This window comes from Chryseobacterium sp. G0201, assembly GCF_003815655.1.
Taxonomy (GTDB): domain Bacteria; phylum Bacteroidota; class Bacteroidia; order Flavobacteriales; family Weeksellaceae; genus Chryseobacterium.
Genome location: NZ_CP033917.1, coordinates 3,938,576 through 3,952,867, shown reverse-complemented (window position 1 = coordinate 3,952,867; position 14,292 = coordinate 3,938,576). Strand labels below are relative to the sequence as shown.

General features: G+C 34.6%; 12 protein-coding genes. 6 read left to right on the top strand and 6 right to left on the bottom strand.

Annotation, left to right across the window (positions count from 1 at the left end; genetic code table 11):
• The first annotated feature begins 20 nt into the window (after positions 1-20).
• From serC to EG348_RS17620, 6 genes are all read left to right on the top strand, one after another.
• Positions 21-1,085, top strand: coding sequence for a 3-phosphoserine/phosphohydroxythreonine transaminase (gene serC / locus EG348_RS17645; protein ID WP_123984284.1), 1,065 nt, complete (start codon positions 21-23; stop codon positions 1,083-1,085).
• Between the two features lie 123 nt (positions 1,086-1,208).
• Positions 1,209-2,174: a D-2-hydroxyacid dehydrogenase gene (locus tag EG348_RS17640; RefSeq protein WP_123984283.1), complete on the top strand. Its 966-nt coding sequence runs from the start codon at positions 1,209-1,211 to the stop codon at positions 2,172-2,174.
• Between the two features lie 3 nt (positions 2,175-2,177).
• Complete coding sequence (locus EG348_RS17635; protein WP_123984282.1) at positions 2,178-3,422, top strand: DUF1015 domain-containing protein; 1,245 nt, start codon at positions 2,178-2,180, stop codon at positions 3,420-3,422.
• A gap of 56 nt (positions 3,423-3,478) precedes the next feature.
• Positions 3,479-4,885 carry a M28 family peptidase gene (locus tag EG348_RS17630; protein ID WP_123984281.1) on the top strand — a complete coding sequence of 469 codons (1,407 nt, stop codon included), beginning with the start codon at positions 3,479-3,481 and terminating at the stop codon, positions 4,883-4,885.
• 1 nt (position 4,886) lies between these two features.
• The gene (locus tag EG348_RS17625) at positions 4,887-6,245 is read left to right on the top strand and encodes a M20/M25/M40 family metallo-hydrolase (RefSeq protein WP_123984280.1); all 1,359 of its coding nucleotides are present in this window, start codon (positions 4,887-4,889) and stop codon (positions 6,243-6,245) included.
• Positions 6,246-6,649: 404 nt separating this feature from the next.
• A complete protein-coding gene (locus tag EG348_RS17620) occupies positions 6,650-6,886 on the top strand; it encodes a hypothetical protein (protein ID WP_123984279.1) in 237 nt (78 codons plus the stop codon).
• 68 nt (positions 6,887-6,954) lie between these two features.
• On the opposite strand, the gene EG348_RS17615 is transcribed toward EG348_RS17620, so the two are convergent.
• The 6 genes from EG348_RS17615 to EG348_RS17590 all read right to left on the bottom strand — a co-directional run bounded on the left by EG348_RS17615 (position 6,955) and on the right by EG348_RS17590 (position 14,219).
• Complete coding sequence (locus EG348_RS17615) at positions 6,955-8,838, bottom strand: DUF3472 domain-containing protein (RefSeq protein ID WP_123984278.1); 1,884 nt, start codon at positions 8,836-8,838, stop codon at positions 6,955-6,957.
• Between the two features lie 259 nt (positions 8,839-9,097).
• The gene (locus tag EG348_RS17610) at positions 9,098-10,261 is read right to left on the bottom strand and encodes a retropepsin-like aspartic protease (RefSeq protein ID WP_123984277.1); all 1,164 of its coding nucleotides are present in this window, start codon (positions 10,259-10,261) and stop codon (positions 9,098-9,100) included.
• Between the two features lie 45 nt (positions 10,262-10,306).
• On the bottom strand, positions 10,307-12,091 hold the full coding sequence (locus EG348_RS17605) for a DUF6119 family protein (RefSeq protein WP_123984276.1): 1,785 nt from the start codon (positions 12,089-12,091) through the stop codon (positions 10,307-10,309).
• 12 nt (positions 12,092-12,103) lie between these two features.
• Complete coding sequence (locus EG348_RS17600; RefSeq protein WP_123984275.1) at positions 12,104-12,439, bottom strand: hypothetical protein; 336 nt, start codon at positions 12,437-12,439, stop codon at positions 12,104-12,106.
• Positions 12,440-12,594: 155 nt separating this feature from the next.
• Positions 12,595-13,632, bottom strand: a complete 1,038-nt coding sequence (locus EG348_RS17595) for a peptidylprolyl isomerase (RefSeq protein WP_228414881.1) — start codon at positions 13,630-13,632, stop codon at positions 12,595-12,597.
• Positions 13,633-13,709: 77 nt separating this feature from the next.
• A complete protein-coding gene (locus EG348_RS17590) occupies positions 13,710-14,219 on the bottom strand; it encodes an FKBP-type peptidyl-prolyl cis-trans isomerase (RefSeq protein WP_123984274.1) in 510 nt (169 codons plus the stop codon).
• Positions 14,220-14,292 lie beyond the last annotated feature (73 nt).

Genomic DNA, 14,292 nt, shown 5'->3' with positions numbered 1-14,292 from the left:
AAAAACCAAAAAATAAAAATATGAGCAAAAAGCACAACTTCAGCGCAGGACCATGTATCTTACCACAAGAGGTATTCGAAAAATCGGCAGAAGCTATTTTAGATTTTAACGGTATTGGTTTGTCTCTTCTTGAGATCTCTCACAGAAGTAAGGATTTCGTTGCAGTAATGGACGAGGCGCGTGCGATTGTAAAAAGATTAATGAACCTTGGGGATGATTACGAGGTTTTATATTTAGGAGGAGGTGCTAGTCTGCAGTTTGCAATGGTTCCTTACAACTTGCTGAAAGTTGGCGGAAAAGCAGCGTATTTAGATACTGGAACTTGGGCTGCAGGAGCTATCAAGGAAGCAAAAAAATTAGGAGATGTAGATGTTGTAGGTTCTTCAAAAGAGGAAAACTATTCTTTCATCCCTAAAGATTATACGGTAGGTTCAGAGTACGATTATTTCCACTGTACTTCAAACAATACCATTTACGGAACTCAAATGAAATCTTTCCCGGAAGTTGATACTTTGATGGTTTGCGACATGAGTTCTGATATTTTCTCAAGACAATTGGATTTCTCTAAATTTGATCTAATCTATGCCGGAGCTCAGAAAAATATGGGACCTGCAGGAGTTACTTTGATCGTAATTAAAAAAGAAATTCTTGGAAAAACAGGAAGAGAAAATATGTTGTCAATTTTAGATTATTCTCAGCATATTTCAAAAGAATCAATGTATAATACGCCACCGGTTTTCCCTGTATATGCATCTTTATTGACTTTACAGTATTTAGAGAAAAACGGAGGGATTGCTGCTGCTGAAGCAAGAAACGAAGCAAAAGCAAAACTTTTATATGATGAAATTGATAGTAATCCGTTGTTTGAGACGTTTTGTGTAAAAGAAGACCGTTCTTTGATGAATGTTTCGTTCAAATTGATTGATGACAGCAAAAAAGAAGAATTCGACAACGCTTGGAAAGCTGCAGGAATCAGCGGACTGAACGGACACAGAAGTTTAGGCGGTTACAGAGCCAGCTTGTACAACGCTTTACCAATCGAAAGTGTGCAGGTTTTGGTAGACGTAATGAAATCAATTAAATAATTTAAGCTTAAAAAATTGAAAGATTAAAAGATTATTCCCCTTATTTTAAATTTTCTTAATTTGGCAACCGATTTAGAATTTTTAAATATTATAATTTTTTAATCTTCAATCAAAATATAAACCATGAAAGTTTTAGCCAACGACGGAATTTCCGAAGCAGGACGAAAAGCATTGCAAGATGCAGGAATTGAAGTACTTGACAACCGAGTTGCTCAGGATCACGTTATCAATTTCATCAATGAAAATAATGTGGATGTCCTTTTGGTAAGAAGTGCAACGAAAGTAAAGAAAGATATTATTGATGCCTGCCCGACGCTTAAAATTGTTGGAAGAGGCGGAATGGGTATGGATAATATTGATGTCGATTATGCTAAAACCAAAGGCTTAAAAGTGATCAACACACCAAATGCATCGTCAAAATCGGTTGCTGAGTTGGTTTTCGGACACTTCTTTGCTCTGGCAAGATTCCTTCATGAATCAAACAGACTGATGCCATTGGAGGGTGAAACGCATTTTAATGCGATGAAAAAATCTTTCAATAATGCTTATGAACTTTCAGGTAAAACTTTAGGTGTTATAGGTTTTGGCAGTATAGGTCAGGAAGTTGTGAAGATGGGAATTGCTTTAGGAATGAAAATTAAAGTCTTAACAAGAAAGCCTAAAATCAAGGTTCTTACGTTAGACTTTTTTGACGGACAAACTATAAATTTTGAAATCACTTCAACTAACGATTCAGATGAATTCCTTAAAGATGTTGATTTCATCAGCATTAACACTCCAAAAACTAACGAATATATCATAGATACCGCCCAGTTTGAAAAAATGAAAGACGGTGTTTATATTGTCAACACTGCAAGAGGCGGCGTTATTAATGAAGTTACTTTGATTGATTTTATCGAATCAGGAAAAGTGGCTGGAGCGGCTTTAGACGTTTTTGAAAACGAGCCTACTCCCGAACTTCCATTATTAATGAATCCTGCCCTGTCCCTTTCTCCACATGTGGGAGGAAACACAGTTGATGCTCAGGAAAAGATCGGATTGGAACTTGCAGAACAAATTATTAAGCTACAAAAAGAAACTATACAGTAAAATATGCCTATTTTTAAACCTTTTCGCGGAATAAGACCTCACAAAGACTTTGAGAGCACTTTCCCTACGCATCCTCTTGACAACTTTACTCAGGAAGAAATCGCGGAGAAAGCTCAAGTTGAGAATACTTACATCAACATGATCAAACCTTATGTTGTAAGTAAATCTAAAGATATCGACCGAAATCTAAGGAAAATCCGTTCTACTTTTGAAGAATTATTGGAAGAGAAAAAACTAGTTCAGGACAGTTCGGCCTATTATCTTTATGAGCAGATCTATCCGAATAAACAGATTTTTAGAGGTTTGCTAGGCTTAGCAAGTATCGAAGATTTCTGGAGCGGAAAGATCAAGAGGCACGAAAGTACCATTCCTCAGAAAAAAGAAAAACTGGCGCATTATCTTGAGAAAGTAAACCTTCAGGCAGAACCTGTATTGCTGACTTACCCTTCCAACTCAAAGATTGAATTATTGATGAATCATGAGGAGAAGAATGTTCCGATCTTCAATCATGTTGACACAAAAGGGATTAGACATAAAATCTGGAGAATTGATAACCGTTTGAAATTACAACAGTTCAAGGAGGTTATCGATCAGATCGATGCTTTTTATATTGCGGATGGACACCACAGAATTGGTTCTACAGCTTTAAATGCAAAATATCATAAAGACAAAAACAAAAGACATAACGGTACTGAGGCTTATAACTTTGTGTATAGTTTTATAGTTTCCAACCAGTCTATTAAAATCCACGATTACAACAGAATTGTAAGTGATATCAATGATCTGGAAACTGCGGATTTTTTAAAGCAATTAGAAAAATATTTTCTGATTCACGAGAAAGAAGGTACGGCATATTACCCTTCGCAAAAATTCCATATTTCGATGTATCTTGATGGTAAATTCTATTCTCTTCACGTAAAGCACGATCTTCGTTCTCAGGAGATGTCTCTGGATAATCTGGATCACCATCTCATTGATAAATATATATTTAAAGACATTTTAAAAATTGACGATCCCGACAGTTCGGATAAAATTTCTTACGTAAAAGGAACGTCTAATCTTGAAGGAATCAACCTTTTAAAAGAAAAAATAGACAACGGTGAAGGAAGAGTCGGATTCGGGATTTATCCTGTAAGCTTTAATGATATGATCAAAATTTCTGATCTGAAATTAAGTATGCCTCCAAAATGTACATTCATTGAGCCTAAATTGGTTACAGCCTTATTAATGTACGACATGAAACAATAAAATATTCTTATTTTTTCCCTACTTTTATGCACGGAAAAGAAAAGGTAAATAAAAAAATGAAAAAAATATTCATTATCATACTTCCACTCTTTTTGAGTGGATTTTTATTTTCTCAGAAAAAACCTCAAAAAAAGCCGGTAAAAAAAGGGATCATCACCAAGATGAACTACCATGACGAGTTTAAGAAGATCTCAGACGAAATAATGACCAACGGCGCTGCTTACGAAAATCTTGGAGAACTAACCAAAGGTGTTGGATCACGTTTCAGCGCAACTCCGGGTTATATGAAAGCCGTGGAATGGGCTGAAAAGAAGTTTAAAGACGCTGGTATCGAAATGATCTGGAGACAGGAGGTAAAAGTTCCGGTTTGGATAAGAGGAAGAGAATCTTTACAAATAAAAGCCAGTAATGGAGATTGGAAAAATATCAAAATGCTGTCTTTTGGAAACTCTGAAGGTACAGGCGGAAAAGATCTTGTTGGTGAAATCGTTTTAATTAATACCACTTCCGAACTTAATGCTTTGTCAATAGGTCAATTAAAAGACAAAATAGTTTTCGTTAATCTTCCGATGGATCCGAAAATCATTAATACAAGTGATTCTTATTTAATTACAGCAAAATCAAAATTAATTTCGGCTTCCGTCATTGCAAAAACAGGAGCAAAAGCTTTAATTATAAGATCCTTAACAACGGCAACAGACGATACACCGCATGCAAAAATGGTGTATTATGAACCTGATGATAAAGTAAAAATTCCAGCTTTATCCATCGGAGTAAGATCCGCAGATGAGCTTCAAAAATTATTAAAGAAACAAAAAGTTACCGCCAAACTCAACATGTCTGCGGAGTCAAAAGGCGACACGACCAATCCGAATATTATTGCTGAAATTCAAGGTAAAAAAGATTCTAAAGTGATTGTTTTGGGAGCCCAGTTAGACTCTTGGGATTTTGCAGAAGGCGCTCATGATGACGGCACAGGAGTCGTTCAGTGCATTGAAGTTTTAAGAACGTTAAAAGCGCTTGGTATCGAAAATAATCATACCATCAGAGTTGTTTTGTACGCAAATAGTGAAAATGGCGGACAAGGACGTGACATGTACGCAGCTTATGTTAAAAAGAGAGATGAGAAACATATTTTTGCGTTAGGAACAGATGCCGGAGGCTATTCTCCGAGAGGTTTTTCATTAGATATGTCTCCTCAAAGAAGAAGATTGATATTCGATTGGAAAAGCTATTTCCTTCCTTACGGCATTTATGATTTCGATCAAACCGATGCCATTCAGGATATTTCTCCGTTGAAAAAACTGGATATTCCTTTGGCAGAGATGGTTGTAGACACTCAGAGATATTTCGATTATCATCATTCGGTTGAAGATACTTATGATAAGGTAAGCAAAAGAGAACTTCTTTTAGGCGCAGTAGCCATGACACAAATGATCTTTATGATAGACAAAAATTGGTAAAATGAAAAAGATATTAGGAACATCATTGCTACTTCTCAGTCTGGCGGTTTTTGGTCAGGTTAAAGAAGATTCAGTACAATTCAGTAAAATTTCTACAGAGATTTTAAATAACGGAAAAGGTTACACCGAATTAAAAGATTTAACTAAAAATATTGGTCACCGTTTAAGCGGTTCCGAAGCTTATGAAAAGTCCGTAAAATGGGCTGAACAAAAATTGAAAGATGCCGGAGCCGATAAAGTCTGGCTTCAGGAAGTGATGATCCCCGTTTGGGAAAGAGGAAAAGAATCTTTACAGATCAAAACCTCCAGCGGATCATGGAAAGGCTTAAAAATGCTTTCTTTAGGAAATTCCGAAGGTACAGGTGGAAAAGATGTTTCTGGAGAAATTATCATGGTTAAATCGATGGAAGAATATGAAAAACTTCCTGCCGAAAAAGTAAAAGACAAAATAATTTTCTTTAATTATCCTTTCAATCAGTCTTTTGTTGAGACTTTCAGAGGATATGGTGATGCCTCAAAATATAGAACAACAGCCGCCTCCTTAACAGCTAAAAAAGGTGGAAAATTTGCGATTATCCGTTCGCTTTCTTCTGCTTTCGATGATGTTCCTCACACGGGAGCAATGCGTTACGAGGATAAAGTTAATAAAATCCCCGCGGTTGCTATTGGAAACACCACGGCTGATGAATTAGAGACATTATTAAAAACTCAAAAAATCACAGCGAAACTCAATTCTAATTGCGGGATGAAAGGCGAGAAACTCTCCCACTCTGTTATCGGTGAGATCACAGGCAAAAAAGATAAAAGTGTGATCGTTGTCGGCGGACATTTAGATTCCTGGGATGTTGGAGAAGGCGCACATGATGACGGTGCCGGAATTGTACAAAGTATTGAAGTTTTAAGAACCTTCAAAAAATTAGGAATCAAAAATAATCATACCATAAGGGTTGTTTGTTTTGCCAATGAAGAAAACGGCGTAAAAGGCGGAATTCAATATGGAAAAACAGCAAAGGAAAACAATGAGAAGCATCTTTTTGCGTTAGAATCTGATGCAGGAGGTTTTACTCCAAGAGGAATTTCCCTTGAGATGGATGATGATAAAAGAAGCCAGATCAAAGGCTGGTCGGGTTTATTTTTCCCTTACGGAGTGTATAATTTTGAAGGAAAATATTCAGGGACGGACATCTACCCGCTTCATGATATGGGAGTTCCAACGGCTGAGCTGGTTCCTGATTCTCAAAGGTATTTTGATATTCATCACACTGAAGAAGATACTTTCGAAAAGGTTAATCGCAGAGAGTTACTTTTAGGAGCTGTCGCCATGACGCAGATTATTTATATGATCGATAAGAATTGGTAAGATATAAGAAAACCGCTGATTGGGTCAGCGGTTTTTGTTTTTTAAAGATTTAATGAGCTCTCTATTCTGAATATTAAATTTTTAATTTTTTGCTTTTAAATGGTTACATATAAAGCATTTTGGCACAAAAATCGCTATTAAAAGATATTAAGACACAATTACACACATGATGAAAACAATACTCACGATGGATCTTGAATTCCTCCATCATGCCAAAATCAGGCACTTTACTTTACGCTTTTTTGAAAGTTTCAACAGTTCTTATTTGAATGCTGATAAATGAATACTGACACAAAGGAAGATCCGTTCTTCATACCGAATAATGGAAGAACCTATTCCTAAAACGGTTCTTGCCGGGAGAAACGGAAACAAAACGGAAACACAACTTTAAAAATTTATTAATAATGAAAAATTTATTTGAAATGATATTCAGAAATCGGGAAGATTCCACAAAAATACAGGTTCTAAGCATCTTTTTATTAATCGGTTTTGGACTTTTTTGTACATTCATTTATAGTGCAAAATTCAATGTAGATAACCTGATGGTATATATTACTGCTTTTCTTGCTTACGTAGGTTTTTGCCTTATGTTTATAAGCTCTCTGCTAAGAAATATGAAAAAGAAGATCAACAGACATTGATAACTTTTCTGACCATAAAAAAACCGTCCCTTTTTAAGAGGACGGTTTTTCTTTTATAATATTTTTGATTATTGTATTGTAAATTTCCCTGAAATATTCTGGGTTGCACTTTTAGCATGATAAAAATAAACTCCGCTTCTTAGTCCCGAAGTAGAAACTGAAATTTTTCCGCCTCTCACATTTTGGGATCTTACGGTTAAGCCTTCTACATTTACTACTTTTAATTCAAAATTATCATCAGGAAGACTGATGTAAAGTGTTTCCCCCTGTTTTACAGGATTAGGATAAACTGTTGACAACTGATCATTTTCAGACAAAACATTAGTCGTTGATTTCATTGTATTTGCAGAAACTATTTCAAGAATCCATTGATGATTCACGCCAGCTGCTCCGTTGATGTCCTGATCCCAGATATTGATATTGGTACCTGCAGTTTGCGAATTGGCAGGATTATCCATCGCTTTCACATTCGATAAAGCCGTTCCGATGATCATCGTATTTGAAGTATACGGTCTCAATACCCATTGCTGATTATTACTACCATGTTTAGGATATTGAACTAAATTTGTCCCGTTTGTAATATTAGAAGCCGGAACATCAATCGCCAAACCTGACGCACGGTTGATAATGATATAATTATTTCCTGTTTTTTCTAATTTCCATTGTTGAGCAAGATTAGTGTTCAAAGGTTGCTGAACCATTTTTGCATTGGCTGCCGTGCTGTAATTAGCTGGAGTGATGTATTGACCGCTTCCGACGCATTTAATTCTGTAAAAAGCATTAGGATCAACATTGACAGGTTGTACAATATTGCTTACCGTTAAAGAATTATATCCAAAATTAGAAGTCTGTTTAAAAATATCCTCCAAAACCACACTTACATAATATTTCCCGGGCTGAGAATTGGCAGGAAGCGAAACGGAAGCACTTCTCTGATCCGGACGGATACCCGTTACAACAGCAACCGGAGTATAACCATTCCCCCAACTTGTCTCAGTATATAAAGATACTTTGTAGGATAGTTGCGGACTTGTTGCTTCTGAGTTTGCCCAGGTTACATTCATCGAATTGTTTCCTGCATTGTAAGAAGGAGTAACCGTGGTTACTGTAATCGGTAAAGCTGTACTTGGTTTCGTACCATCCTGAGTGATCGAATTAAAAGTAACAGAACTTCCTGCCGGAGCCGGAGTCGTTCCGCAAGATGTTACTTTGATGGCTGTATTATTAAAAGCTGTTTCTGCTCCCCAAGACCCCGTTCCAGCTGCGGCTGTATATCTTGCAGGTTTCGACCAATTGCCCTGCGCATTCATACTCCAGAAGTTTCTGAAATATCCGCAACGGGTATCTTTACTGGCCGCCGAATTCCAGTTTTCTACAAAAGCGCCAAGTTTTGTTCCGGTAAATTTAGCGTCATTTTCGGGAGTAACGATCGTTACATAATGTTTCCACTTTTGTGTTCCGTAGTTGTACATAAAAAATCCGATTCGGGTTTTTCCATCACCAATCGACCATCTTCTGACAACCGTTGCATACCAGGTTCCAGGTGTCCACGGCATTGGGTTATCAGTGTGAAGACCTGTACCCTCACCTCCAAAACCATCGACATAGGTATTCGGTGCAACATATTCTGTGGTACATTGCGGAACATTAGAATCCTGAATATCCCACATCGAGAAGATGTTGTTGTAAATTTCGTTCGGTTTGTATTGAATTCCGGCATATCCGCCCCTCGGACCTAAAGAGAAATTAAGGGTTGAATAATAGGTATTCACTTTCTTACAGGTATTATCTGCCATAGCTTCCGAATACCAGAGTTCGCCGGAATTGGCCATGTCAAACCCCTCAAGGTACGGTCCCCAACTCGGACATGTAGCGGTTTGAGCTTTGAAAATCTGTAGAGATGTAACTGCAAGGAACAGCAGTAAAAACAAGGTTTTAAATTTAATTTTCATTGTGTAATGTTTTGTGATTAATGTACAATGAAATTAAGAATAATTTTAAATTACTTTATGGTAAATGATTGGATATTTTTGAAGCTACAAGTAGAACAAAGGAAAATGCCTTTTGTTAGAAAATTGAAATGAAGAATTTTTTCATTACTATAAAGATCCTTCGACTTCGCTCAGGATGACACTGGCAAGCTATTCTGTATAATTAAACAGATAGTATTAGAGATGTCATCCTGAGCGAAGTCGAAGGATCTCTAAAATATTATTTCAAATACTCACTTTTATCAAGTTTAAAATCAAGGATTTTCCCGTCTCTTTTCACCTTAATTTCAATCGTCTTATAATCCTTTTCTACTCTATTGATCATATAGTTACAGGCAGATTCTTCGTTTAAATGATCGAGATCAACGGTATTGATACTCAAAATAGAATCACCAATATGAATAGGCAGACCATTTTCTTTAAATACAAAGGCCACCAAAGGTTTTGCATCTACAAAACGATATCCGAAACCGAAAGATTCCAGTTTTGGAGGATTGTTTTTGATGCGTTTCATGTAGATTTTGTTATTTTTCCAGTCCATGATGAAAATAAAGTCTTTGAAGAATTCATTTCCGATCAGGCTTGAACTTCCGGTCATCACCAATTCGTTTTGGAAGGTTTTATTCCCCAAAACCATTTCATCCGCTATAAAAATATATCCTGAAACAGGTTTTCCGGCTCCGAAGGCTCCGACAGAATTTGTTCCGTAGGTTTCAACAGTCTGTTTTACTTTTTTAGGATCGTAATTGCTGTCTGTGATCTTCAACCTTCCTGTAAATCCTGTGTCAAAAGTAAGATCGATTTTTTTATTTAAAATTGTAGCAATAACCGTTGGAGTTTTCTGAGCTTTTGTTTCAAATGGAATTACCGTTTCATAGTCTTTCAAATCAAAATTCGCCAGATCTTTTGTCGTTTCAATCGAATTTTCCGAGTAATTAATCCTCCAAAACAGTTTTGCCATCTGATTTGCTCCCAAAATTCCATCAATTTTGAAACAACCCAACTCAGAACTATTAAAATCCATAACAACAACTCCGATATTTTTGAAAATAACATTGTCAACCGTCATTTCCGGTAATTGCGTGAAGATTTGTTCCTGCTTATTTTTCTGTGAATTTTTTACTTTGCTTTTGTGCTTTTTCTCAAGATTCAGTTCACTGTAGATGGTATTGGAAATCACAGTCGGCGCCCCGGAATCAAACAGAAAATTGTATATTTTTCCATTGATATTAACTTTTACAAACGGTAAATCGCTTGCATACGTTAGATTGACCTTCTCAACTGGATTTTTTAACTGCACCTCTCCATCTTCGAAGAATCTTTTGCCTTGCGCGGAAATGAGGATTGTGAAGAATATTAAAAATAGTTGGGAGATCTTTTGCATTGGGTTTATTTTGGGCTAAGATAATATTTTTGTTTTTTAATCTGTCTATTTTTCGATTTGTAAAACTTTAAATTCCATTCCTAAAGCTCTCATATCTTTAGATAAATCAATTAATGTAAATTTGGCAATATTTGAATCAAACCTTTCAATATTTTCATATAAGTCCCTTTTAGTTTTAGCCGTATCTAATACTGCTAATACAAATACAAATGTTTTATCTTTAATCAAATCTATAAAATCACTTTGAGATATTTTATCAAACTGCTGCTTAATACTTTTATAATAATCTTTATCACCTTTATATTGTGAAGCTTCATTATACAACAACGTAAGATAAGTATAATTTAACCTTAGATCTTCCTGTACTTTCTTAGCTGAAATTAGCACTTGATTACATAGATCCCTCATAGAGTTATCAAAACCTTTTTTAACATGAAAAAAATAGACTTTATCTTTATCTACTTTTAATAAATCACATGTTTCTATATATAAGGGTGTAATTTTATCAAAGACAAATGTATTATCTTGCCCTAAATGACCAGCATTATATTTGTTTTCACCACCAATATTCCATTTGTTTAATTTTGGTCCATCAAATTTATTATCTTTCAAGAAAAATGAAGCCTGCTCGTTTATATTATCTATAAAAGTTTTTTTTACTCTATACCAATCTTTCTCAATAAGAAAATACACATTTTCACTGTAATTAATTTCAGTACAAAAATGGTCGATTAAACTATCTTTTGTCAAAATAACTTCATTTTCATCAAATGTTTCAATGGATGCATTTTCTATAACTTTTTTAAAATCAATATAATTAAGATCTTTACCTATTTTGATTTTGATAGCATCTAATATGTCTTGTATATTTCGTATTGTATCATCAACTCTTATTATATTAGTTTCTCTTTTAAAAGATAAATTAATTTCATAATAATTTGCAGAAAAATATTTCTCAAAATCTTTATTGCTTATTTCTACACTATAAAAATCCTCTTCATTAGTATAATTAGAATAAATTTTCAACAATACATCATCACGCAAATTTTCAATTAGAATGTTTTCAGATCTTGTTAATTTCTCTACATTATTAATTTCTACAACTGGGGGTTTTAACAATAAAAGTTCGCATTTTTTAATAATTTCCAAAAGCTCTTTAAATGAAATAGACTTTTTTAATGAAAATGAATTTTTTACAATACAAAGACTATCTCCTTTTAAATCCTTCTCCTGAAAACCAAAAATTTCCATAAGAGTTTTTTTATTAATGGATGCGCTTAACTCATTATATATTTTACCAAAATTATCGTTTTCATATAAGTTATAATCATTTCTAAAAAATTTAATTTCACCTTGTATACCACCCGTTAAATTTCTTTCTTTTGTAGACTTTAATGCTTTATCATCTGATTTTACAATTCTAGAAAGTATTTCTATTCCAAAATCTGTAGTAGCGAGTTCTTGAACAGTGATATGAGCATATCCCCCAGTAGAAGCATAAATTCTATTAGTTTTTATATTTTTAATAAGAATAATATAACTTTCTGACTTTGACCTATTAGATGTTAGGATATCTTCGCCTTCTTCAACAACTGTTTCTATAAATTCTTTCCACTTTACATTATTTTTAGCTTTTTTATAGTAAACTTTTATTTCATAATCATTACTTAAGTTTTGTTTTACTTGTTGCTCAGTAAAATCTTTACCTTTAAATAATTTATTCAAAAAATCAAAATCAATCGTTTTAATAAGCACTTGCCTTGTTCTTTTATTTCTTATTCGTACTTCATCCTTTAGAAAGTAAATACTATTTTGAATCTTTTCACTCATATTTTTACAGTTTTAGTTTTGTTTAATTTGAAGATCAATTAATTCATTTATCTTTTCAATTCTATAATTTTGAATTTCAGTAGAATCTTTTTTATTCATTCTTTTTAAAAGTTTCTGGTATTTTTCCATACGAGGATTAATCTCCTCATTTATCTTAGCTTTAGAAGCTTCTTTTTTGATCCCTTTCTCCATCCAACTATTGGCTTCATCTAAAAGTGTCATAGCTTCACTCTTTCTAATTTCACTTGAATCAACCTCGATAATATTTTTAGTTTTAACATTATTATCTTTATTATTACAAGCAATCCCGAAACTAGAAACTATTAAAATGATAAATATTCTTTTCATAATTTTTAGATTTATTATTATTTTTCAAATCTAGCTAATGTAGTACATAGCTTTGTTACGGGAATCCGTATTTATACCTAATTTTCAAATACTTAACCATATAATACAAAAAAGCCGCCCTAAAAAGGACGGCTTTCAATATCATAAAATTTCAATTACTGAACTTTCACAAGCTCAACATCGAAAACTAACCATGCGTTTGGCGGGATCACTCCTCCTGCACCTCTTTCTCCGTAACCCAATGCTGGTGGAATCAATAAAGTAGCAGTTTCACCTTCTTTTAATAATAGGATACCTTCGTCCCATCCTTTGATCACTCTACCCATTCCGATAGGAATTTCGATAGGCTCGTTTCTCTTGAATGAAGAATCGAACTCAGATCCGTCTACCAATTTCCCTGCATAGTGTACAGAAATATTGTCACCTGCTTTTGGAGCTTTTCCGGTAGTTGTTTTTGTGATCTTATAGTACAATCCTGATTCAGTTTTTTGCATTCCTGCCTGTAAATCTTCAACCATTTTCAACTGATTCGCTTTAAATTCCTCTTCTTTTTTCTTTCTGTCAGCTTCTTCTTTTGCGATATAAGCTTTATTGTTTTCAGCAATCTTAGATTTCCCTTCGTTGAAAGTTTTTGCTGCATCGTAGTTTTTGTACTCGTCTCCTTTGCTGAAGATAGATACTTTTTCAAGTACAATATCAGTTTTAGGCTTATCCTGAGCTCCTTTTTCTACGTTTGCGATAGCATCGATCACATCGTTACCTTTTACAACTGATCCAAAGATCGTGTGTTTTCCGTCTAACCAAGGCGTAGCAATTTCAGTGATGAAAAACTGAGAACCGTTTGTGTTTGGTCCGGAGTTCGCCATTGATAAAATACCTTTTCCTGTGTGGTGAAGGTCGTTTTTTTCGTCTTCGAATTTATATCCAGGATCACCCATTCCTGTTCCTTTAGGATCTCCTCCCTGGATCATGAAATCTTTGATCACTCTGTGGAAAATAGTTCCGTCATAGAAAGGAACTCCTTTAGCCTTAGCTTTGTTATCAATTTTACCTTCTGCAAGACCAACAAAGTTAGCCACAGTTACAGGCGATTTTTTGTCTTCAAACTTCACAATAAGGTTACCTTTTGTTGTTTGAAGATTAGCATAAAGTCCGTCTTTAAGCCCTTCGTAAGTTTCTTTGTCTACGTTCATTTTTTTATAAATTGGTGTACAACTCATCAGCGAAACACTAGCCGCTGCCAGAATTATATTCTTGTTAAACAATCTCATTATAATGCTTTTAATTTTATGATCAATGGTATATCGTTATCTATTTTTTTCTCGTCTCCATAGGTTCCATAGGCCAGTGCAGACGGTACCAAAAGCGTAACTTCTTCCCCATCATGTATAAAACGGAGTGCATTTTCTACCGCTTTCAATTCATCAAAGTGTCCAAATTTGGCATCTCTTCTCGTTATAGGTTCATCATAGATCTTTGTATCATCAAAATCATACAGATCATAAGAATAAGAAATAAAGGTGTTATCCTGTCTTCTTTCTCTTGTGTCAAAACCTTCGGCAGTTACCCAGTAATTAAGCTGTGTGGGATAAAATTTTACAGATTGCATCCCGATCCATTGCTGGATCTGGTTTCTTTCTATTGAATTTAGATTTTTCATTCTGTCTTTAGAGACATCTAAATCTTTTTTACTTAAAACACCACCAACAGGCGGATGAACCTGTGCACTTCTGTTACAGCCCAACAAACTTAATACCGATATGAAGAGTATTTTTTTCATAAACTTTTGCGAAAATACGCATTTCACAGGATATAAGAAACAAAAAAAGCCAAGAATCTCTTGGCTTTTATAT